Annotated in this window: 24 protein-coding genes, 1 tRNA gene and 1 pseudogene; 14 read left to right on the forward strand and 12 right to left on the reverse strand. The window is 61.5% G+C overall.

Going from position 1 to position 19,406, the window contains the following annotated elements; all coding sequences use genetic code 11:
* Positions 1 to 162 precede the first annotated feature (162 nt).
* Positions 163 to 507 carry an SMR family transporter gene (locus tag AC6CIG_RS24940; protein WP_100674320.1) on the forward strand — a complete coding sequence of 115 codons (345 nt, stop codon included), beginning with the start codon at positions 163 to 165 and terminating at the stop codon, positions 505 to 507.
* Positions 504 to 830 (forward strand): SMR family transporter, encoded by a 327-nt coding sequence (locus AC6CIG_RS24945; protein WP_100674260.1) that lies wholly within the window; start codon positions 504 to 506, stop codon positions 828 to 830. The genes AC6CIG_RS24940 and AC6CIG_RS24945 overlap by 4 nt, the downstream gene beginning before the upstream one ends.
* A 72-nt stretch (positions 831 to 902) precedes the next feature.
* Here the strand turns inward: AC6CIG_RS24945 and AC6CIG_RS24950 are convergent.
* Positions 903 to 1,085 (reverse strand): annotated as a pseudogene (locus tag AC6CIG_RS24950) (VapC toxin family PIN domain ribonuclease); the annotation flags it as partial.
* Between the two features lie 32 nt (positions 1,086 to 1,117).
* Positions 1,118 to 1,999, reverse strand: a complete 882-nt coding sequence (locus AC6CIG_RS24955) for an SDR family NAD(P)-dependent oxidoreductase (RefSeq protein WP_437407717.1) — start codon at positions 1,997 to 1,999, stop codon at positions 1,118 to 1,120.
* A 312-nt stretch (positions 2,000 to 2,311) separates the two neighbouring features.
* Between AC6CIG_RS24955 and AC6CIG_RS24960 the strand changes: the two genes are divergently transcribed.
* The 5 genes from AC6CIG_RS24960 to AC6CIG_RS24980 all read left to right on the forward strand — a co-directional run bounded on the left by AC6CIG_RS24960 (position 2,312) and on the right by AC6CIG_RS24980 (position 6,164).
* Positions 2,312 to 3,352, forward strand: coding sequence for a cysteine synthase A (locus AC6CIG_RS24960; protein WP_026168589.1), 1,041 nt, complete (start codon positions 2,312 to 2,314; stop codon positions 3,350 to 3,352).
* Positions 3,353 to 3,359: 7 nt separating this feature from the next.
* Positions 3,360 to 4,109, forward strand: coding sequence for an alanyl-tRNA editing protein (locus tag AC6CIG_RS24965; RefSeq protein ID WP_018094933.1), 750 nt, complete (start codon positions 3,360 to 3,362; stop codon positions 4,107 to 4,109).
* 52 nt (positions 4,110 to 4,161) lie between these two features.
* A complete protein-coding gene (gene sseA, locus AC6CIG_RS24970) occupies positions 4,162 to 5,025 on the forward strand; it encodes a 3-mercaptopyruvate sulfurtransferase (RefSeq protein ID WP_018094934.1) in 864 nt (287 codons plus the stop codon).
* Positions 5,026 to 5,030: 5 nt separating this feature from the next.
* Positions 5,031 to 5,594, forward strand: a complete 564-nt coding sequence (locus tag AC6CIG_RS24975) for a GNAT family N-acetyltransferase (RefSeq protein ID WP_018094935.1) — start codon at positions 5,031 to 5,033, stop codon at positions 5,592 to 5,594.
* Positions 5,595 to 5,696: 102 nt separating this feature from the next.
* The gene (locus AC6CIG_RS24980; protein ID WP_437407716.1) at positions 5,697 to 6,164 is read left to right on the forward strand and encodes a DUF1203 domain-containing protein; all 468 of its coding nucleotides are present in this window, start codon (positions 5,697 to 5,699) and stop codon (positions 6,162 to 6,164) included.
* A gap of 41 nt (positions 6,165 to 6,205) precedes the next feature.
* Here AC6CIG_RS24980 and ald read toward each other — a convergent pair whose 3' ends face one another.
* Positions 6,206 to 7,324: an alanine dehydrogenase gene (gene ald, locus AC6CIG_RS24985; RefSeq protein ID WP_018094937.1), complete on the reverse strand. Its 1,119-nt coding sequence runs from the start codon at positions 7,322 to 7,324 to the stop codon at positions 6,206 to 6,208.
* A gap of 156 nt (positions 7,325 to 7,480) precedes the next feature.
* Between ald and AC6CIG_RS24990 the strand changes: the two genes are divergently transcribed.
* The gene (locus AC6CIG_RS24990) at positions 7,481 to 7,942 is read left to right on the forward strand and encodes an Lrp/AsnC family transcriptional regulator (RefSeq protein WP_018094938.1); all 462 of its coding nucleotides are present in this window, start codon (positions 7,481 to 7,483) and stop codon (positions 7,940 to 7,942) included.
* A 119-nt stretch (positions 7,943 to 8,061) separates the two neighbouring features.
* Positions 8,062 to 10,035 (forward strand): bifunctional 2',3'-cyclic-nucleotide 2'-phosphodiesterase/3'-nucleotidase, encoded by a 1,974-nt coding sequence (locus AC6CIG_RS24995; RefSeq protein ID WP_437407715.1) that lies wholly within the window; start codon positions 8,062 to 8,064, stop codon positions 10,033 to 10,035.
* 94 nt (positions 10,036 to 10,129) lie between these two features.
* Here the strand turns inward: AC6CIG_RS24995 and AC6CIG_RS25000 are convergent, their stop codons facing one another.
* The gene (locus AC6CIG_RS25000) at positions 10,130 to 10,450 is read right to left on the reverse strand and encodes an HlyU family transcriptional regulator (RefSeq protein ID WP_018094940.1); all 321 of its coding nucleotides are present in this window, start codon (positions 10,448 to 10,450) and stop codon (positions 10,130 to 10,132) included.
* 77 nt (positions 10,451 to 10,527) lie between these two features.
* A complete protein-coding gene (gene ilvA, locus AC6CIG_RS25005) occupies positions 10,528 to 11,775 on the reverse strand; it encodes a threonine ammonia-lyase (protein WP_437407714.1) in 1,248 nt (415 codons plus the stop codon).
* Positions 11,776 to 11,935: 160 nt separating this feature from the next.
* Here ilvA and AC6CIG_RS25010 point away from each other — a divergent pair, with 160 nt between their 5' ends.
* Positions 11,936 to 13,390 carry a TrkH family potassium uptake protein gene (locus AC6CIG_RS25010; RefSeq protein WP_026168590.1) on the forward strand — a complete coding sequence of 485 codons (1,455 nt, stop codon included), beginning with the start codon at positions 11,936 to 11,938 and terminating at the stop codon, positions 13,388 to 13,390.
* Between the two features lie 86 nt (positions 13,391 to 13,476).
* On the forward strand, positions 13,477 to 14,067 hold the full coding sequence (locus AC6CIG_RS25015; RefSeq protein ID WP_018094943.1) for a hypothetical protein: 591 nt from the start codon (positions 13,477 to 13,479) through the stop codon (positions 14,065 to 14,067).
* Between the two features lie 75 nt (positions 14,068 to 14,142).
* On the opposite strand, the gene AC6CIG_RS25020 is transcribed toward AC6CIG_RS25015, so the two are convergent.
* The 4 genes from AC6CIG_RS25020 to AC6CIG_RS25035 form a co-directional block, all read right to left on the reverse strand.
* Positions 14,143 to 14,225 (reverse strand) — tRNA-Leu (locus AC6CIG_RS25020).
* 191 nt (positions 14,226 to 14,416) lie between these two features.
* On the reverse strand, positions 14,417 to 14,722 hold the full coding sequence (locus AC6CIG_RS25025; RefSeq protein WP_437407713.1) for a hypothetical protein: 306 nt from the start codon (positions 14,720 to 14,722) through the stop codon (positions 14,417 to 14,419).
* 267 nt (positions 14,723 to 14,989) lie between these two features.
* The gene (locus AC6CIG_RS25030) at positions 14,990 to 15,379 is read right to left on the reverse strand and encodes a YciI family protein (RefSeq protein WP_437407712.1); all 390 of its coding nucleotides are present in this window, start codon (positions 15,377 to 15,379) and stop codon (positions 14,990 to 14,992) included.
* A 180-nt stretch (positions 15,380 to 15,559) separates the two neighbouring features.
* The gene (locus AC6CIG_RS25035; protein ID WP_437407711.1) at positions 15,560 to 15,820 is read right to left on the reverse strand and encodes a hypothetical protein; all 261 of its coding nucleotides are present in this window, start codon (positions 15,818 to 15,820) and stop codon (positions 15,560 to 15,562) included.
* A 207-nt stretch (positions 15,821 to 16,027) separates the two neighbouring features.
* Between AC6CIG_RS25035 and AC6CIG_RS25040 the strand changes: the two genes are divergently transcribed.
* Positions 16,028 to 16,267 (forward strand): hypothetical protein, encoded by a 240-nt coding sequence (locus tag AC6CIG_RS25040; RefSeq protein ID WP_018094959.1) that lies wholly within the window; start codon positions 16,028 to 16,030, stop codon positions 16,265 to 16,267.
* 44 nt (positions 16,268 to 16,311) lie between these two features.
* On the opposite strand, the gene AC6CIG_RS25045 is transcribed toward AC6CIG_RS25040, so the two are convergent.
* The 3 genes from AC6CIG_RS25045 to wrbA form a co-directional block, all read right to left on the reverse strand.
* Positions 16,312 to 16,530 (reverse strand): hypothetical protein, encoded by a 219-nt coding sequence (locus AC6CIG_RS25045; RefSeq protein ID WP_018094960.1) that lies wholly within the window; start codon positions 16,528 to 16,530, stop codon positions 16,312 to 16,314.
* A gap of 86 nt (positions 16,531 to 16,616) precedes the next feature.
* Positions 16,617 to 16,859 (reverse strand): DUF2188 domain-containing protein, encoded by a 243-nt coding sequence (locus tag AC6CIG_RS25050; protein WP_003528075.1) that lies wholly within the window; start codon positions 16,857 to 16,859, stop codon positions 16,617 to 16,619.
* A gap of 355 nt (positions 16,860 to 17,214) precedes the next feature.
* A complete protein-coding gene (wrbA, locus tag AC6CIG_RS25055; protein WP_127709915.1) occupies positions 17,215 to 17,814 on the reverse strand; it encodes an NAD(P)H:quinone oxidoreductase type IV in 600 nt (199 codons plus the stop codon).
* Positions 17,815 to 17,975: 161 nt separating this feature from the next.
* On the opposite strand from wrbA, the gene AC6CIG_RS25060 reads away from it, so the two are divergent.
* Together AC6CIG_RS25060 and gpt are read left to right on the forward strand one after the other, a co-directional pair.
* On the forward strand, positions 17,976 to 18,737 hold the full coding sequence (locus tag AC6CIG_RS25060; RefSeq protein ID WP_018094962.1) for a competence/damage-inducible protein A: 762 nt from the start codon (positions 17,976 to 17,978) through the stop codon (positions 18,735 to 18,737).
* A 169-nt stretch (positions 18,738 to 18,906) separates the two neighbouring features.
* Positions 18,907 to 19,404: a xanthine phosphoribosyltransferase gene (gene gpt, locus AC6CIG_RS25065; protein ID WP_015007526.1), complete on the forward strand. Its 498-nt coding sequence runs from the start codon at positions 18,907 to 18,909 to the stop codon at positions 19,402 to 19,404.
* Positions 19,405 to 19,406 lie beyond the last annotated feature (2 nt).

Below are 19,406 nucleotides of genomic sequence, written 5' to 3' on the forward strand. Positions count from 1 at the left end.
TCGTTCTCGCGCCAAAGCGACAGCTCGCTCTCTGAGTGCTGGTTTCGGGCGTCTTTGGCGTTGACACGGCTAGTGGAATCGAGAATTCGTAATTCGCGGTTTCATCCTGCCCGGCGAGCCAGCTTTCATTTTTTCGGGCTGATTTTTCTCGTAGGTTTCCTCATGCGTATCGCATGGCTTTTCCTGGTCCTTGCGATCGCGACCGAGGTCGTCGGCCTGACCGTGATGAAGGCGGCATCCGGCTCCGGCACCTATTGGGGGCATATCGTCATGTATGCCTCGATCGCGCTCTCCTACGTCTTCCTGGCGCGAGCGGTGAAGACCATTCCGGTCGGCGTCGCCTATGCCGTCTGGGAAGGATCGGGCGTCGCAGTGATCACGCTCGTCTCTGTGTTCGTTTTCGGCCATGCGCTTTCCGGTCGCGAGATGCTGGGCCTTGCGATGGCCGTGGCTGGGATACTTCTCCTCAATGCCGGCAGGAGCGATGCGGCGGAAGCCGCCGCATGAGCGCGTCGGGTCTCTCCTTCGCATTCGCAGTCGCCGCCGGTGTGCTCGATGTGGCAGCGAATCTCGCCTCGACGAAGTCGAACGGCTTTGCCCGCCGCGGCTGGGGTGCCCTTTCGATCGTCCTGGTGCTTGCGGCCTTCGCGCTCCTGGCGGAAGCGATCAAGGACATGGACTTGGCGATCGCCTATGCCATTCTCGGCGCAACCGGAATCTTCGGTACGGCCATCTGCGGCCGCCTTTTCTTCGGCCAGAGGCTGAAACCGATCGGCTGGCTTGGACTGTCACTGATTTTCGGCGCGGTGCTGGTGCTTCACACCGCCTGACGCGGCTGTTCTGAGCCTGAGCGCCTCTTCCTCAGGGCCGAAGCGACGGCTGCCTCCGGCACCAGCAGCTGATCATCGGTTTACGAGGCGCATTCCGGCATGATCGGCTGCCGGCTTGTCGAAGGTCAGCGTTTCGGCGCAGCCTGCCAAGCGCCCGCCGTGGGCGATCAGCGCATCGGAGAAGTCCCCCTTCGTCGTCCGGTAGGTGGCAAGCGCCAGATAACCGGCATCCGCTCGATCAACCACGATCTCACGGCGCGGACCTTGGCCGGGCATGGGATGTCGGGTCAAGATTGCAGGGGTCGAGGGCGGTGCTGATGCTTGACACCGCCTGACGGCTGTCCGTCGGATCCTGAGCGCTTGTTCTTCGGAGGCGCGGCGACAGCTGCCCTCCCCGGTACCAAGCGATCGAGAAGCGCGAAATAAAGCCCATAGGGCAGGATCCGCAGCAGTTTGACCAAGTACGTAAATCGTTTCGGGAAGGTGATCTCGAAACGCGAAGACTTCAGCCCCGCGCATATCCGCTCCGCCGCCTCTTCCGTGCTCACCAGCGCGGGTCTCGGGAATCCGCCTTTCGGCACGGCCTTCGTATCCACGAAGCCGGGACAGATGACCTGCAGGCGGATGCCGATCCGGTCGAGATCGAATTTCAGGCTCTCCGCCATGTTGATGAGTGCCGCCTTGCTCGCACCATAGGCGGCGCCCATCGGCAGCCCCCCATAGCCGGCCACCGACGACATGATCGCGATTTGTCCATGCCCCTTGGCCTTCATATGTTCGACAAGCGGAACGAGGCAGTTGACGACCCCGTTGAGATTGACCGCGAAGCTTCTGTCGAAGGCGTCTCGCTGCAGGTCGTCGCCACGGACCGGCAGGACGACGCCGGCGTTGAGCACGGCGAGTGCCACCTGCCCGTGCTCGTATTCGATTTTTGCCAAGAGCCGCTCCATGTCCTTCGGATCGGTGACGTCTCCATCGAGAACGATCATCCGCCCTGCTCCGGCCGCTTCGTGCTGAAGGTCTACCAACTTCTCGTGACTTCGCGCCGTGACCACCACCGAATAGCCTTCCTCGGCCAATCGAAGCGCCACGGCTCGACCGATTCCGGAACTCGCGCCGGTGACCCATGCCAATCCATGTTCGGGGCGGGCGGTGAATACGGCTGTCATCTTTTCCTCGCTCGTCGACGGGGGTTCTCACCGGGGCCACCGCATAAGCGGCGGTCCCATACCTCTCCGGACGGCAAGCGCCTGCCCCGCAATCTCCGCTTCCCGCCCGTCGATTGACGGCAGAGACGTTTTTTGCCCGGGACAGGAAAGCTGCGAAACGCTATTCCTTGCCTGTAAGACAGAGTGAGCCGAAAACACGCCAATATTTCGGCAATCCTACCCATGAAACCAAATGTTTATCGGCTTGCCGTCGACCGAGGTTAGTGCTTGGCTAATGCCGGCACCCGTTCCGTCTAGCGCGAGGTTTTCAAAATGCCTGTTCTTCCGTCCGTGCTCGAAGCAATCGGCAACACGCCGCTGATCCGGCTAAAGGCCGTTTCCGAAGCGACCGGCTGCAACATTCTCGGCAAAGCGGAGTTCCTCAATCCCGGACAGTCCGTGAAGGACCGGGCGGCGCTCTGGATCATCCGCCAGGCCGAGAAGGCCGGGCAGTTGCGACCGGGCGGCGTGATTGTCGAAGGTACGGCCGGCAATACGGGGATCGGCCTTGCCGTTGTGGGCAGCGCACTCGGATACCGCACCGTCATCGTCATCCCCGAAACCCAGAGCCAGGAAAAGAAGGACGCGCTGCGCCTGCTTGGGGCCGAACTGGTCGAAGTTCCGGCTGTGCCTTACAAGAATCCCAACAACTACGTGAAGATCTCCGGCCGGTTGGCGGCCCAACTCGCCGAAACAGAGCCCAACGGCGCCATCTGGGCGAACCAGTTCGACAATGTCGCCAACCGGCAAGCGCATGTCGACACGACGGCGCCTGAAATCTGGCGGGACACCGACGGCAAGGTCGACGGCTTCATCTGCGCCGTCGGCTCCGGCGGCACGCTTGCCGGTGTGGCGGAAGGTCTGCGCGCCCGCAATGCGGCGATCAAGATCGGCATCGCCGACCCGGAAGGGGCGGCACTCTACAATTTTTATGCCCATGGCGAGCTCAAGTCGAGCGGCAGCTCGATCACCGAAGGCATCGGTCAGGGCCGAATCACCGCCAACCTCGAAGGCTTCACGCCGGACTTCGCCTACCAGATTCCCGATGCTGAAGCGGTACCCTACGTGTTCGATCTCATCGAACAGGAAGGTATCTGCGTCGGCGGCTCGACCGGCATCAACATCGCCGGAGCCGTGCGGCTTGCCCGTGACCTCGGGCCGGGACACACGGTCGTGACGATCCTTTGCGACTATGGTAACCGCTATCAGTCGAAGCTCTTCAATCCGGACTTCCTGACCTCTAAGGGTTTGCCGGTTCCGGACTGGCTGAAGACGACCTCGAACATAGCAGTGCCATACGAACCCGCTGGATAGGATTGCCATGACCGGAACCGTCACCGCCCTCTTCCGAGACGATTTTTACCTCTCGACCTGCGAAGCACGTGTGACGGCAATCCTGGAAGGCGGCGGCATCCAGCTGGATCAGACCTGCTTTTATGCGACATCCGGCGGGCAACCGGGAGACACGGGTTTCCTCGAGCGCGAAGACGGCAGCCGCATCGACATCGTCGAAACCCGGCATGGCGCGACCAAGGACGTCATCGCTCACATGCCTGTCGGCGGCGCGCCCACGCCGGCGGTCGGCGAGAAGCTCGTGCTGCACATCGACTGGCCGCGCCGCTACCGGCTGATGCGCATGCACACGGCCTGCCACCTGCTGTCGGTCGTCTGCCCCTTCCCGATCACCGGCGCAGCCGTGGGAGAGGAGGAAAGCCGCGTAGACTTCGACATGAGCGAAACGATCGACAAGGACGAGGTCACGGCAGCGCTGATGAAACTCGTCGAAGAGAACCATCCGGTCTACGTGCAGTGGATCACCGACGAGGAGCTGGCCGCCAATCCGGGCATTGTCAAGTCGAAGAACGTCCGCCCGCCGATGGGGCTTGGCCGGGTCAGTCTCGTCTGCATCGGCGAGAATTCATCGATCGACAGCCAGCCCTGCGGCGGAACGCATGTTTCCGAGACGCAGGAAGTGGGTGCGATCCACATTGCCAAGATCGAGAAGAAGGGCAAGGAAAACAGGCGTTTCCGTATACGCTTCGCGACGCCCGAAGATGGGGTTGCAGTTTAGTGCGGGCAGGGAAATTGTTCTTTCACATGAGAAAGCCAGTGGAGTGACGACGATGAATGGTGATAACGAAAACAAGAGCCGCTTTGTCGTTTCTGCGGATTGGCTTGAACAGCGCCTCGATGATCCGTCGGTCAAGATAATCGATGCCTCCTGGTATCTGCCGGCGCAGAACCGCGACGGGCAAGCCGAATACGCCGCCGCGCACATTCCCGGTGCGGTCTTCTTCGATCAGGACGCGATCGCCGATCGGTCGAGCGCGCTGCCGCACACCCTGCCCTCTCCCGTGGCATTCGCCGACGCCGTGGGCGCAATGGGAATCAGCGAGAACGACACGATCGTCGTCTACGACGGCCCGGGGATTTTCACCGCTCCGAGAGTCTGGTGGATGTTCCGAATCATGGGCGCCAAAAACGTCTTCGTTCTCGATGGCGGAATGGACGGCTGGAAAGCGGACGGCCGGCCGACGACGACCGAGGTCCCGAAATTCAGCCCGCAGGTTTTCAACGCAGTCTTCAACCCGAACGCGGTCACCTCGTTCGAGCGCATGAGAGATGTGGTCGAGCACCGGCTCTCGCAGATTGCCGATGCGCGCAGCGCCGGGCGCTTTGCCGGAGAGGAACCGGAACCGCGGGCAGGCATGCGGTCGGGCCATATGCCGGGCGCAAGGAGCCTGCCTTCGGGCGTATTCTCCGAAAAGGGCAGGTTCAAGGATCTCGATGCGCTGCGCCGGACTTTCGCGGATGCCGGCATCGATCTGACGAAGCCGGTCGTCACGAGCTGCGGCTCCGGCATTACCGCCGCCATCATCACGCTTGCGCTTCAATCCTTGGGACATGAGGACAATACGCTTTATGATGGCTCCTGGTCGGAATGGGGTAGCCGGCCGGATACTCCGGTTGCAATCGGTAAAGAGTGAGAGCCATGCCAAGGTCAAAGCCTGCCGCGATCACGGCGCACGTGACCGAACTCGAAATGACGTCGCCGCCGAAGCAAAGTCTGCCGATGCCGATCAACATCCATACGGCGATCCTGCGCGTTTCGGATATTCCCCTCGCCTATTACCGCTTTCTCTATCTGCGTGTCGGAAAGCGCTGGCACTGGGCGGAGCGCCTGCGCATGAGCGACGACGATCTGGCGGCTATCCTCCACGACAAGCGAACGACGGTCATGGTCCTCTATGTGGACGGTGCGCCGGCCGGTTTCTTCGAATTCCGGCAACTCGACGATGACGTCATCGACCTCACCCATTTCGGGCTCATGGAGCACGCGCTCGGCCTGGGACTCGGTAAGTGGTTCTTGCTGCAGACATTGTTTGCGGCCTGGGCCATGAACCCGCGCAAGGTCACGGTCACGACGAACAATCTCGATCATCCCCGGGCGCTGCAGCTTTACCAGCAGTTCGGCTTTTCTCCGGTCGCGACGCGGGAGACGGTGGTCGAGCCGCTGAGCGACGAGGAACTTCTCACCTTCGCGAAGAAGCTCTGAACGGCTTCAGAATCTTAGATCTAAGTTCGGCAAGTATCGGGTGTCGTTCCCTGACGCCAGTGCGCATCTTTCTCCTGAATTCGGCCAATCGGGAGAAGCGCCATGAAACTCAATTACGTTGCAATGCCCGTCGAGGAGGCGGAGCGGCTAAGGCAAGGCGGGCGGGATGCCTATGGCCACCGGCCCGAGCGGCGCATTTCGGACGGCGACGGCGTGCCGTGCCGGCACTGTCTTCGTGATGTTGATGAAGGCCAGCCGTATCTCGTTCTGGCCTACCGGCCGTTTTCGTCGGTTCAGGCCTATGCCGAAACGGGACCGATCTTCATGCATGCCGAAAATTGCGCGGTTCACGACGGAGCCTCCGTGCCGCCGATTCTCGCGTCCAGCAAGAGCTATCTTCTGCGTGGCTACGGGAGTGATGAGCGCATCGTCTACGGTACCGGCGGGGCCGTCGATGCCGAGTACCTCGAGCAGCGGGCCGAGGAATTGCTGGCACGGCCGGACGTCGCCTTCGTGCATGTTCGCTCGGGAAAATACAACTGCTACCAGTGCCGCATCGAAGCGGCCTGAGTGGGAGCCCGGCGCTCGACGGCGCCGGGCGGTTCAGCGTGTCAGGCGACGTGAAGGACGGCCTCGGGAGCGTGGGCGTCGTAGCCGAGCGCTTCGGCCACGGCCGCGTTGGTTACGCGGCCTCGGTGGACATTCAGGCCGGCGCGCAGATGCCGGTCCTCGGCGATCGCCTTGAGGCCGCGGTCGGCGAGCTGAAGTCCGTATTGGAGCGTCGCATTGTTGAGGGCGTGCGCCGACGTGATCGGCACGGCCCCCGGCATGTTCGCGACGCAGTAGTGCACGATGCCGTCGACCTCATAGGTTGGTTCGGAGTGCGTCGTCGCATGCGACGTCTCGAAGCAGCCGCCCTGGTCGATCGCGACATCGACGATGACAGCGCCTTTTTTCATGGCGGACAGCATTTCGCGCGTGACGAGCTTCGGCGCAGCAGCGCCGGGAATGAGCACGGCTCCGATGACCATGTCGGCGGAGAAGACTTCCTCTTCCAAGGCATCGATCGTCGAGTAGCGCGTATGGACACGGCCGTTGAAGATATCGTCGAGTTGGCGCAGACGCGGCAGGGACCGGTCCAGGATCGAAACGTCGGCCCCGAGACCCGCAGCCATCTTGGCCGCATGCAGGCCGACGACGCCGCCACCGATGATCGCGACCTTGGCCGGAAGAACGCCCGGTACGCCGCCGAGCAGGATTCCGCGGCCTCCATTTGCCTTCTGGAGCGAGGTCGCGCCCGCCTGGATCGCCAGCCGTCCCGCGACCTCGGACATCGGCGCAAGCAGCGGCAACCCGCCGCGCTCATCCGTCACGGTCTCGTAGGCGACCGCCGTGACGCCGGACTTGAGAAGCCCCTGGGTCTGTTCCGGGTCCGGTGCGAGATGAAGATAGGTATAGAGAATCTGGCCTTCGCGCAGTTGCGCCCATTCGGAGGGCTGCGGCTCCTTGACCTTGACGATCATATCCGCCTTTTCGAAGACTTCCCTGGCTGTCGGTACGATCCTCGCACCGGCTGCGCGATAGGAGTCGTCATCCGCCCCGATCCCTGCCCCGGCCTTTGTTTCCACGATAACCTCGTGGCCGTGGGCTGCATATTCCCGTACTGATCCGGGCGTAAGGCCGACACGGTATTCATGGTTTTTGATTTCCTTCGGGCAACCGACACGCATCTTTGCGTTCCTCTCCTATCTGTGGGCTTTTGCCGCGCTGATGAGGGGTCCAGCAAAGCAGATGGCATTCCGAATGTCCTTGCAAAGACGAGCTCATCCATGCATTGCTTTCGGGAGTTATTGCGCAAAACAGCGACTATTCGAAAGAAGATGCGAATGGCTGGCTTGGATGCTATCGATCGTTCGATTCTGCGCATTCTGCAGCAGGATGGCCGAATCTCGAACGCCGACCTCGCAGGGAGGGTCGGCCTCTCGCCGTCCGCCTGTTCGCGGCGGGTCGATATTCTCGAAAAGTCCGGGACGATCGCCGGTTACCATGCGCGCATCGCCCACAAGGCGCTCGACTACAAGATCATGGTCATCGTGCATATTTCGCTCTCCGGGCAGTTCGCCAAGACGCTTGCGGAGTTCGAAGCCGCGGTGAAGCTCTGCCCCAATGTGCTCGTTTGTTACCTGATGTCCGGGGAATACGACTATATCCTGCGCGTGGCAGCGAAGGATCTGGAGGACTATGAACGCATCCATCGCGACTGGCTTTCGGCGCTGCCGCATGTGGTAAAGATCAATTCGAGTTTTTCGCTGCGCGAGGTCATCGACCGCCCCAATGTCGGCATCTGAGACCGTGATCCGCCGAGACGCGGCGGCAACCCCGTCTGCAAAAATCAGCCGCTTTGCGTAGCCCGGCCATTCCGCCATAGTTACGCTTATCTGAACGCGCTTTCGAGGGGAGATCATCGATGACCGTTTTGCATCCCATTTCGCGCCGGACCCTGCTCGGCGGTCTTGCCGCCACGTCGGCATGTGTCGTGCTGCATCCCTTCGCGACCCGCGCGGCTGCAAACCAGGCGCATCTCAGGATCATGGAAACCACGGACCTGCACGTCCATGTCTTTCCCTACGATTACTATGCCGACAAGCCGAACGATACGCTCGGCCTGGCGCGCACCGCTGTGATCGTCGACGCCATCCGCGCCGAGGCGACGAACGCGATCCTCGTCGACAATGGCGATTTTCTTCAGGGAAATCCGATGGGCGATTACATCGCCTACAAGCGCGGCATGAAGGAAGGCGACATGCATCCGGTCATCGCCGCGATGAACGTACTCGGCTACGACTGCGGCACGCTGGGCAATCACGAGTTCAATTACGGCCTGGACTTCATGTTCAATGTGATCAACGGCGCAAACTTTCCGGTCGTCTGCGCCAATCTGACCAATGGCGCCATGGCCGCCGCCCCGCGCCAGGACAAGCTCTTCCTGAAGCCCTATGTGATCCTCGATCGGAAAGTTAAGGACGGGGCCGGTCAGGAACATCCGATCCGCATCGGCCTCATCGGGTTCGTGCCGCCGCAGATCATGACCTGGGACGCCAAGAACCTGGAAGGCAAGGCGAATGCGCGCGACATCGTCAAGGCCGCGCAAGCCTGGGTGCCGCAGATGCGCGAGGAAGGTGCCGACATCGTCATCGCTCTGTCCCATTCCGGCATAGGGCAGCAGGCCTATGCCGAAAATCTCGAAAACGCGTCCGTACCGCTGGCGGCAATCGAAGGTATCGACGCCATCGTCACCGGCCACAGCCACCTCGATTTTCCGGGACCCAAGTTCGACGGAACTCCGGGCGTCGACAATGCCAAAGGGTTGATTTCCGGAAAGCCCGGCGTCATGGGCGGCTTCTGGGGATCGCATCTCGGCCTCATCGATCTCCTGCTCGAACGCGACGGGGGGGAGTGGCGTGTGATCGGTTCGACAAGCGAGGCGCGGCCCATCTTTCGCCGGGAAGAAAAGAAGGTGATCGCCGAGGTCGGTGACAAGCCGGAAGTGCTGGCAGCCGCGCAGAAGGACCACGAAGCGACGCTCGCCTATGTCCGCACCCCCGTCGGCAAAACCTCGGCACCGCTCTACTCTTATTTCGCGCTCGTCGCGGACGATCCGTCGGTGCAGATCGTGAGCCAGGCCCAGACCTGGTATATCCGCGACATGCTCAAGGACACCGAGCACCGCGACCTGCCGGTCCTCTCCGCCGCGGCGCCGTTCAAGGCCGGCGGGCGCGGCGGCGCCGAGTACTATACGGACGTTCCAGCGGGCGACATCGCCATCAAGAACGTTGCCGACCTCTACCTCTATCCGAATACGGTGCAGGCGGTCGTCATTACCGGCGACGAGGTGCGCAACTGGCTCGAAATGTCCGCCGGGATCTTCAACCGGATTGCGCCGGGATCAGCCGATGCAAGCCTGATCAATGGCGACTTCCCTTCCTATAATTTCGACGTGATCGACGGGGTCACCTACCAGATCGACCTCTCGCAGCCTGCGAAATACGACAAGGACGGCAACGTGGCGAACCCGGCGGCCAGCCGCATCCGCGACCTGAAATTCGATGGCAAGCCGATAGATCCCAAGCAGAGATTTGTCGTAGCGACCAACAACTACCGTGCCGGCGGCGGCGGCAATTTTCCGGGCATCACCGGCGACAAGGTCGTCTTCGTCGCGCCCGACACCAACCGTGACGTCATCGTGCGCTACATCGTCGAACAGGGAACGATCAACCCCTCTGCGGACGCGAACTGGACATTTGCGCCGCAGAAGGACACGAGCGTGCTGTTCGATAGCGGCCCGAAGGCGCGTCGATTCCTGGCGGAGGTCAAGGCGGTGAAGATCGAGGATGCAGGCGACGGCAGCGACGGTTTCGCCCGGTTCAGGATCAAGCTTTGACTCGCGATGCGGGCGGAAAGCAGAACATGCTTTTCCTCATCCGGCTCGGCTTGTTTGATTGCCTGATCCCTGTGCTCGTCACAGGTACCGGACGTCAGACTGGCCGGGACTGAGCGTCGTCGGAAAAAAGGGCCGCGCGCTGCTCGTCGATGATCTGCCGTCCCTTGCGCAGCGCCGAGTCGATGGCGTCCTGCTCGGAGGTGAAGAGATCTGCCCGGATGAAGCTGCGGACTTTCGTTGCACCGTCCGGCATCGATTTTTCGATGCTGCCCGCAAGCCGGTACTGCGACCCCTCGCGCTGAGGCGTCGCGCGGATTACGCAATCCGCATAGTTCTCGGACTTGCCTGCCGCAGGCTGCGCCTGCGTTTCAGAGCCGCCGGAGCGACCGAATAATTTCGAGAAAAACGATGCCATGTCTCACAGTTAGCTGTGCTCGCCGGCCCTGTCAAAGCGAAAATTGGTGAACCCGGTGCCGGCCACGTGCCGCCTTGTCAAATGACGAAGTTGGCCAGCATCTCGTTCTCGGTGATATCCTGGTAGCGCAGCCCCGCTGCATCGAAACGCTGTTTGAGGACGGGAAAATTCTCGGCGTGCTTCGTCTCGATACCGATAAGCACCGAGCCGAAGTTTCGGGCCGACTTTTTCAGATATTCGAACCGGGCGATGTCGTCCTCCTCTCCCAGGAGACCGAGGAAATCGCGAAGCGCGCCCGGGCGCTGCGCCATCCGCAGGATAAAGTATTTCTTGAGCCCCGCATGGCGCATGGCCCGCTCCTTCACGTCCGGCAGGCGCTCGAAGTCGAAATTGCCTCCGGAAACGACCGCTACGATGATCTTGCCTTCGAGACTGTCGCGGCCAAGCGCTTCCAGTGCGGTGACTGCAAGCGCGCCGGCGGGTTCGAGAACCACGCCCTCTACATTCAGCATTTCGGTGATCGTCAGGCAGATCGCATTCTCCGGCAGCAGCAACACCTGCTCCGGCGAAAATCTCCGGAGCGCAGCAAAGTTCAGGTCGCCGATCCGTGCAACCGCCGCGCCATCGACGAAATTGTCCACCTGGTCGAGCGTAACGACGCTGCCGAGTTCCAGGCTGCGCCTGAAGCTCGGCGCCCCCTCCGGTTCACAGAACAGAAAGCGATCGGCCGAGAGGCTGTCGCCCAAATAGCCGGTCACGCCCGCGGCCAGGCCGCCGCCGCCGACGGGCAGGACGACGAGATCGGCGGCGAGGCCGGCAGGCAATTGTTCGGCTATCTCCGCTGCAACCGTGGCCTGGCCTTCGATGATATCCTCATGGTCGAAGGGCGGCACCATGACGCCGCCGATCGCTTCCACATGCTCGCGCGCCGCCTTGTAACATTGATCGAAAATATCGCCGACGAGGCGGATCGTGATGAATTCGGCCCCGAACATGCGCGTCTTGTCGATCTTCTGCTGGGGCGTCGTCACGGGCATGAAGACGACGCCGGGAACGCCGAAGTGACGGCAGACGAAAGCAAAGCCCTGAGCGTGATTGCCTGCGGACGCGCAAACGAAGGTCTTCCCGGCCGCTCCGGAGCCGAGCGACTTGCGGAAGAAATTGAAAGCGCCGCGGATCTTGTAGGAGCGCACCGGCGAAAGGTCCTCGCGCTTCAGGAAGACGGTCGCCCCATAGCGCGCGCTCAGGTGCTCGTTGAGCTGAAGCGGCGTCGGCGGAAAGATTTCGCGCATTGCCGCTGCCGCTTTTTCAACATCCTGCTTCATCACGTGACTTCACCCGTTGAGTTTGCCGATGGCAGTCGCTATTGCACATTGCCGCGCCGGAGACCATCGATTTGACACGAATCGGTCACGCACGGCACTATCGCGCCCGCTTCGGGCGATCGCCGGCCCACCGACAAACCGCTTGCAGGAAATCAAGAGCTTGAACGCGAATCTGATCCGGCATGCTGTCCATCTCGCGGCGATCCTGGGGCTCTATCTCTCCGGCGCGATGCTGATTCCGGCTCTGGTCGATCTCTATTACGGCCATGCGGACTGGCAGGTCTTCGCCGTGACGGCCTTTATGACGGGCGCAATCTCGTCGACGACGTTCATGGCGACACGCGCAGGTCCTCCGCCCTTCTCGAAGAAATTCGGCTTCCTGGTGGTGAACGTCCTGTGGATCGTGTTTTCGATCGTCGGCGCCATTCCACTCTGGCTTTCCTCGGTGAATCTGGATTTCGCCCAGGCCCTGTTCGAGTCCGTGTCGGCGGTAACGACGACCGGCTCGACCGTAATCGTCGGGCTCGATGACGCACCGCCCGGCCTCCTGCTCTGGCGGTCGCTCCTGAGCTGGTTCGGCGGCATAGGCATTGTCGTTCTCGGCCTGTTTATCATTCCCTATCTGCGTGTCGGCGGCATGTCCTTCTTCAAGATGGAATCCTCCGACACCAGCGACAAACCCTTTGCCCGGCTCGCAAGCTTCGGCCGCGCCTTCCTCGTCGTGTACGTATCGATCACTCTGCTGTGCGCGATCTGCTACGCCATGCTCGGGATGAACAGGTTCGACGCGATCAACCACGCGATGACGACCGTCGCCACGGGCGGCTTTTCGACTCACGATGCGTCATTCGGCTACTTTTCCAGCATTCCCCTGCTCTGGGTCAGCACGTTCTTCATGACGCTCTGCAGCCTGCCCTTCTCCATCCTGATCGTGCTCGTCGTGCGCGGACGGCTGGACGCGCTTCGCGATCCTCAGATCATCGTATTTCTGGGCTATCTCACGGCATTCTCGGTCGCGGTTGCCGCCTATCACCGGCTCGCGAACGGCGTCGAGTTCCACCTGGCGCTTACCTATGCCTTCTTCAATATCACGTCGATACTGTCGACCACGGGCTATGCGAGCGAAGACTACAATCTTTGGGGACCGTTCGTGGTCATGGTCGCGTTCATATGCACCTTCATCGGCGGTTGTTCCGGCTCGACGGCGGGCGGCATGAAGGCCTACAGGTTCGTCGTTCTCTTCAACGCCATTCGGTCTGCCCTGAACAAGCTCGTCTACCCGAATGCGATTTACGCGGTCCGGTACGGGAAGAATACGGTCGACGCGGACGTGCAGCGCGCCATCCTGCTGTTCTTCATCACCTATATCCTGCTCTGGGTCTTCGGCAGTCTGGTCATGGGCGCCCTTGGCTATGATCTCGTCACGGCCGTGTCGGCCGTCATCACGTGCCTCTCCAATGTCGGCCCCGGCCTCGGCAGCCTTATCGGCCCTGCGGGCAATTTCTCGACACTCCAGGATCCCGAGCTCTATCTGCTGTCGCTGATGATGCTGCTCGGGCGTCTGGAGGTCCTGACCGTCCTCGTCGTGCTCACTCCGATCTTCTGGAAGCAGTAACAGCCGCCGCCCGGCTTCAGCCTTGCCTTGACTTGGGGTGCCAAATACCGAAAGCTCAGAGCGATCGGGCATTCTGGAAAAGCGCGATGCCGAAATACCTGCTCCTGCTGGCGGCCCTCACGAACGCCACCGTCATGCTTGCCGACACGCAGGCAGAGGCGGGTCCGCTTGCCGACGCCGCGGCGAAGGCCGAACAGCAGGCGAGCTCCGGCGATGCCGCCGGCGCGCAGGAAACCTTGCGCAAGGCCGTGAGCGACTTTTCGCAGACCCTTCCCTTCTCCATCGGCAAGGCGGTTTTCGTCACAGAAGCACCGGCGGGCTTTGCAATGTACGAGCCGCGGCCCGACCCCGTATTCGAAGCCGGCGAAACGCTCATATCCTATGTCGAGCCCGTGGGACTTACCTGGAAGGAAGCAAGCGACGAGGGCAAGCTCGAGACACGCTTCACGGTCGACTTCGACATCCTGAACCCGAAGGGAGAGGTGCTCGCCAGCCAGAAGGCGTTCGGCGACTTCACCTTCAAGGGCTATCAGCGCAACCAGGAAATCTATGCGACGCTGAGGATCGACGTCGCCGGGGCGCCATCCGGGAACTATGTGCTGCGCTACCGCTTCAACGACACCAACAGCGGCAGGAGCGCAAGCGTCGATCAGCCGTTCGAGATCTCCGGCTCTTGAGAGTTGCCTGTCTCAGGCAGTAGCACGCCGGAATCGGAAGGCGGAGCACTTGGCTGGTGGGGTATCTGGCGGTTCTGGTGCGGACGACGGGAATCGAACCCGTACGGTTTCCCGAGGGATTTTAAGTCCCTTGCGTCTACCAGTTTCGCCACGTCCGCCCGCAGCCTAAATCAAATACTTAGTCGATTCAGTCAAGGGAATGTTTTGCGAACGGCGTTTTCAGGACAGTCCCAGCGAGATCGCAGGGGGCGCGCCAGGATTTCACATCATGCGAAAGCGCCGTGCGTCTGAAATGACGCACGGCGCAAGAAACGACACCAATTTAATCGCGAAGCGTAAATGGGCCGGCTTACCGACCTCGGCTGGTCTTCGAGCTTTCTTGTGATTGTCCCGCGCCGCGGCCGCCGCGAGCTACGCCCTTGCCATGGGAGCTGCCGGGGTTCCTTGGATCTGCGCCGTTACCCCAGCCGTTGTTGCCTTTAACCTTCCCGCCACCGCCGCCGCCGGACTTGGCGATTGCGTTTGACGTCAGGCTGGTGGAAAGCAACATTGTCACTGCAGGAGGTGTCACAACGGCGAAACGACCGCAATTTTTCAGAAACTCTCGCCGGTCTTCATCGCTCGTTGATAGTGTTTCGTGTGGTACTTCGGGCATGAACGCCTCTCCTTCGGGTTGCATCCATTACACCCGTAGAGATTGCCATCGCAGCCCGGCGTTGAACATATGGGGTATGATATAGAACCAAAGAGAGCGGTTGGGGACCTGACTCAATCCTGAGTTCCTGCTTTCGAACGCATATACGCCGCACCGGCACGCCCCAGGAGGCGCGTCGCGTAGCTTGCCGTTTCGGTCGAGGCACGCAGCGTGAGCAGAAGGTCGACGAAAACCGCTCCCTACGATTACCGACCATGCCGCGCGAAATCAGGCCGGACTCTCGTCGGGGGCCGAGAGCGCGGCACCGGGCAGATAGAGCGAAATCGGCCGGATCTCGTAGACGGCGGTCGGATTGACGCGGCGCAATTCGCGCGCCGTCTCGACGGCGGCTTCGAGGTTCGGGCAATCGACCACGTAGAGGCCGAGCAACTGCTCCTTGGTTTCGGCAAAGGGGCCGTCGATGATCATGCCGGCACCCTCGCCCCGCAGCGTCACGGCGTCCCTGGTCGAGCCAAGCCGTGCGGCCGGCCCCAATCGCTTCTCCCGGACGAGGCGATCATTGACCTGCAGCAGATCGTCCATCAGCTTGGCATCTGCCTCCCCGGTCCAGGATTCGACCACTTCTTCCTCGTGATAGGCCAATATCGCGTAGAACATGGATCCCTCTACAATCTCCCATACGCCGCCCAGGTCAGGCACAACGACATGCATGAAACCGCGATTGCATAGTCACGCGGGTTGCGAAGCGATCCCGATGAAACGCCCTTGTGAGTCGAGGCGATTAGATCGTTTCTGAAGCGCGCGGGCAAGTCCAGCTGCGTCAGCCGCTCGACGTGCTCAAAGCTCGCCCTTGGTCACCTTTGGAGGAACACGGCCTGTGTGATGGATCGGATTGTCCGATCCTGCGCCTTCGGTCGGTTTCTCTTTCTTTGTGGTCTGGCCACTTCTGGCCGGCGGCTCGGCTGCCTCCTTGGTGCCGGACTCTGCGTCCTGGTCCGGGAGGGGCTGTTGCTCCATGTCCATTTCTTTCGGCTCCGGTTTCCATGTGGGAGACGGCATCGGCTGGTCGGTCAGATCGTCATGTTTGGGATCGCTCATGGGCTAGCTCCTTTCGGTCTCGCCAGATCAACCCCGGACATTTCTGAAGGTTCCTCATGGCCTGGCCGGTCCGTTCGAGGATCGGGGATGGCGTCTGCCCAAGAAATTTCGCAACCCCTGATTCGCCAGGGGTTCAATCGCGGCATGTCAATGGCAAGATGATGCAGGGCTCAATGGCATCCCTGATGATGACTAGGAGGGTGGGGCGTGCGTTCACTGCAAGCGTTCGGCGGCATCGCCTTGCTTCCTGAAGACCTGGACACGCTGCAGCGTGTGTTCGACATGCTGTGTCGCGAACATCGATGGCCCCGCGAGAGCGCGCAGGCTCGACGGTTCGGGAGGATGCTGATCCGGGAATATCAGGCGGGCACGACAGATGAGGGACTTCTTCTGCGAGCCGGGCAAGCCTTCGTCAGTCAGGCCATCGCACAAAAGAGATTGGCCTGAACAGAAATCCCGGCCGTGCGGCGAGGAGCCGGTCAATGACCGGCTCAATGATAGTAGAAACAGTCGCAGTCGGCTCTCGTGGCGTCCTCTCCCTTCCACACCCTGACCGCCAGCTTTGACGACTCGCCAGTCTCCTCGAGCCGCAATCCCAACAGCGAAATCGCCGCCGCCTTGGGGTTCGGCGCGTCTATTTCGATGACCGATCCGACCTGGTGAACGCCCAGGCGTGCAGTCCAGGTAAAGATCTGAACATTGTAATGCATGGAAATTCTCCATTCAGTCGCCGGCTGTGCCGGTCACATAGCCAAGGACAACTGCCCCGCGTCACTTGCCCGCCAACGCAGCATCGTCAGCCATCCTCTACGGTCGCTTCCGGTCGATCGCCGCCGTCGGCATGCTCGAAATGCCAGTTTCCCTTCTCATCCTGGAAGCTGATCTCCTCGTCGTCGCCACCGACCTGCTGTTCGGCTGCTGCAGCTTTGGCGGCCGCTAGCGCCATCTCGCGACTGGGAAAGGGCTCTGAATATGCATCGGCTGCCTTGTAGGCCCAGCCTCCATCGTGTGGAACGATGAAATAAGTGATCTGCACCATCCTTCACTCCCATGGATGTTCAAGGACAGTCCCTGCCCTCGACGGGCCGCGCCGCGCGGGCCCCTTATGCTCCTCCTTATTGCCGCATGCTTCCCTGAATCGGAGCCGGTTTGAGAAGCGCCGCAGCCATTCAAGTGCTGTAGCGACCGTGGCTACCTAAAAAGCGCACGTCGCCGTCGGGCATTTCTGATGCCGAATGCTGCGATGTTAACACAAAATTGCCCCATTGGGCCACATTTGCGAATGCTTCTCGGCCGATGTTCGGCGACCCCGCCGATGGGCGAGTTGTGATGCGAATCGCCCGCTAAAAAAAGCGCGCGGCTCGATCGGGAGCCGCGCAAGAATGTTGAGATCGTCAGTCCGCAAGCTTTGCGGCGATCCGCGCGACATGCGCACCCTGAAAGCGAGCCGCTTCGAGTTCGACCGCGGACGGCTGCCGCGAACCGTCGCCGCCGGTAATGGTCGAGGCGCCATAGGGCGAGCCGCCCTTGACTTCCTCAATGCCCATCTGACCCTGGAAGGCATAGGGAAGTCCGACGACCACCATGCCGTGATGCATCATCGTGGGGATGAGGCCGAGAATCGTCGATTCCTGGCCGCCGTGCTGGGTCGCCGACGAGGTGAACGCGGAGCCCACCTTCCCGACGAGCTTGCCTTTTGCCCAGAGGCCGCCGGTCTGGTCGATAAAGTTGCGCAATTGCGAAGCGACAGTCCCGTAGCGGGTGCCCGCGCCGAAGATGATCGCATCGTAATCCGCCAGTTCCTCGACGGTCGCGACCGGTGCCGGCTGGTCGAGCTTGAAATGCGAAGCCTTCGCCACGTCCTCCGGCACGAGTTCCGGAACGCGCTTGACGACCGCTTCGGCGCCGGCCGATCTTGCACCTTCCGCGACCGCATAGGCCATCGTCTCGATATGCCCATAGGCCGAATAGTAAAGAACCAGTACTCTAGCCAAAACGATACTCCTTGTTGTCCGGCAATTCCGCTTGATCGCCGCGGCCGGCAGGATTTATCAAAACACATACCACTGCCAGTGCAGGGATGGTCGACAGACTGTTCAGCTTTTTTCAACACCGACGAGATCGCGTTCGCGATCCGAATACGCCCGGAGCGCCAATGACCAGCCCCACGATCGTCACCGCCGCCATGCTCGCCATTGGCGACGAGCTTCTCTCCGGCCGGACCAAGGACAAGAACATCGGCCACCTTGCCGATATGCTGACGATGGTCGGAATCGATCTGCGCGAGGTGCGCATCGTCGCCGATGACCAGGACGCGATTGTGGAGGCGGTCAATGCATTGCGCAGCCGCTACCGCCACGTGTTTACGTCCGGCGGCATCGGTCCGACCCATGACGACATCACTGCCGATGCGATTTCGAAGGCCTTCGGGGTCGAGTGCATTCACGAGCCGAAGGCAATGGAGCTGCTTGGCGCGATGTACGAGCGCCGCGGCATGGAGTTCACCGAAGCGCGCAAGCGGATGGCCCGCATGCCTGATGGCGCGACCCACATTCCCAATCCGGTATCGACCGCGCCCGGCTTCGCCATCGAGAACGTCTATGTCATGGCCGGCGTGCCCCAGGTCTTCCAGGCGATGCTCGACGCGCTGTTACCGAGCCTCGAGGCCGGCACGCCCGTCCTGTCCCGTACGGTTCGCTCCCCCTATGGCGAGGGCGACATCGGAGCGCCGCTGACCGAGGTGCAGAAGAACCATCCCGAAACGAGCATCGGCTCCTATCCGAAATTCGACGGCAAGAGCTTCTCGACGGATATCGTGATCCGGGCCCGCGATGCCGCGGTCCTTGGCGCCGCCGAAGCCGGGGTGATCGCGATGATCGAGGCGATCGGCAGCTCGCGCGAGAAAAACCAGCCCTGAACTCCTCGGCCGCGAAATCATCGCAGATCGCGGTGCTCGCGCCCGCACTGGCTCTTGCACTTTCGGCTGCATTGCCGCTATTGCATCAGGCATGAACAAGTGTCGGCGGCGTGGCCGTCGAACTGCAGCAACGCTTATCGCCGACAGCGCAAGAGAGCCGGAGTCCGCCATGTCTCTTCCCGAGAAAGCCTTTCCTGTATCCTGGGATCAGTTTCACCGTGACGCCCGCGCCCTGGCCTGGCGGTTGGCCGACAACGGACAGGAATGGCGCGCGATGGTCTGCATCACGCGCGGCGGCCTTGTTCCGGCGGCTATCGTCAGCCGGGAACTCAACATCCGGATGATCGAAACGGTCTGTATCGCCTCCTATCACGACTACGACACGCAGGGTCAGATGAAGGTGCTCAAGAGCATCTCACCTGAGATCGCGAAGGATGGGGGCGAAGGCGTTCTCATCGTCGACGATCTGACCGATACCGGCAAGACTGCCGCCGAGGTTCGTGCGATGCTGCCGAAGGCGCATTTCGCCGCGGTCTACGCAAAGCCGAAAGGTCGCCCCCTCGTCGATACTTTCGTGACCGAGGTCAGCCAGGATACCTGGATCTACTTCCCGTGGGACCTCGGTTTCACCTACCAGGAACCGATCGCCAAGGGCACGCGCGGCTAGCG

The organism is Sinorhizobium sp. GQ132 (assembly GCF_059758575.1).

Excerpts from the sequence above, each read along its gene's own strand:
- AC6CIG_RS25060 (WP_018094962.1), top strand. The coding sequence starts at position 17,976 with ATGACCAGCCCCACGATCGTCACCGCCGCCATGCTCGCCATTGGCGAC.
- AC6CIG_RS24960 (WP_026168589.1), top strand. The coding sequence starts at position 2,312 with ATGCCTGTTCTTCCGTCCGTGCTCGAAGCAATCGGCAACACGCCGCTG.
- AC6CIG_RS24945 (WP_100674260.1), top strand. The coding sequence starts at position 504 with ATGAGCGCGTCGGGTCTCTCCTTCGCATTCGCAGTCGCCGCCGGTGTG.
- AC6CIG_RS25035 (WP_437407711.1), bottom strand. The coding sequence starts at position 15,820 with ATGAGCGATCCCAAACATGACGATCTGACCGACCAGCCGATGCCGTCT.
- ilvA (WP_437407714.1), bottom strand. The coding sequence starts at position 11,775 with ATGAAGCAGGATGTTGAAAAAGCGGCAGCGGCAATGCGCGAAATCTTT.
- ald (WP_018094937.1), bottom strand. The coding sequence starts at position 7,324 with ATGCGTGTCGGTTGCCCGAAGGAAATCAAAAACCATGAATACCGTGTC.
- AC6CIG_RS25015 (WP_018094943.1), top strand. The coding sequence starts at position 13,477 with ATGCCGAAATACCTGCTCCTGCTGGCGGCCCTCACGAACGCCACCGTC.
- AC6CIG_RS24975 (WP_018094935.1), top strand. The coding sequence starts at position 5,031 with ATGCCAAGGTCAAAGCCTGCCGCGATCACGGCGCACGTGACCGAACTC.
- AC6CIG_RS24965 (WP_018094933.1), top strand. The coding sequence starts at position 3,360 with ATGACCGGAACCGTCACCGCCCTCTTCCGAGACGATTTTTACCTCTCG.
- AC6CIG_RS25045 (WP_018094960.1), bottom strand. The coding sequence starts at position 16,530 with ATGCATTACAATGTTCAGATCTTTACCTGGACTGCACGCCTGGGCGTT.
- AC6CIG_RS24940 (WP_100674320.1), top strand. The coding sequence starts at position 163 with ATGCGTATCGCATGGCTTTTCCTGGTCCTTGCGATCGCGACCGAGGTC.
- AC6CIG_RS24955 (WP_437407717.1), bottom strand. The coding sequence starts at position 1,999 with ATGACAGCCGTATTCACCGCCCGCCCCGAACATGGATTGGCATGGGTC.
- gpt (WP_015007526.1), top strand. The coding sequence starts at position 18,907 with ATGTCTCTTCCCGAGAAAGCCTTTCCTGTATCCTGGGATCAGTTTCAC.
- AC6CIG_RS25025 (WP_437407713.1), bottom strand. The coding sequence starts at position 14,722 with ATGCCCGAAGTACCACACGAAACACTATCAACGAGCGATGAAGACCGG.
- AC6CIG_RS25000 (WP_018094940.1), bottom strand. The coding sequence starts at position 10,450 with ATGGCATCGTTTTTCTCGAAATTATTCGGTCGCTCCGGCGGCTCTGAA.
- AC6CIG_RS24995 (WP_437407715.1), top strand. The coding sequence starts at position 8,062 with ATGACCGTTTTGCATCCCATTTCGCGCCGGACCCTGCTCGGCGGTCTT.
- AC6CIG_RS24990 (WP_018094938.1), top strand. The coding sequence starts at position 7,481 with ATGGCTGGCTTGGATGCTATCGATCGTTCGATTCTGCGCATTCTGCAG.
- AC6CIG_RS25030 (WP_437407712.1), bottom strand. The coding sequence starts at position 15,379 with ATGTTCTACGCGATATTGGCCTATCACGAGGAAGAAGTGGTCGAATCC.
- AC6CIG_RS25050 (WP_003528075.1), bottom strand. The coding sequence starts at position 16,859 with ATGGTGCAGATCACTTATTTCATCGTTCCACACGATGGAGGCTGGGCC.
- AC6CIG_RS24980 (WP_437407716.1), top strand. The coding sequence starts at position 5,697 with ATGAAACTCAATTACGTTGCAATGCCCGTCGAGGAGGCGGAGCGGCTA.
- sseA (WP_018094934.1), top strand. The coding sequence starts at position 4,162 with ATGAATGGTGATAACGAAAACAAGAGCCGCTTTGTCGTTTCTGCGGAT.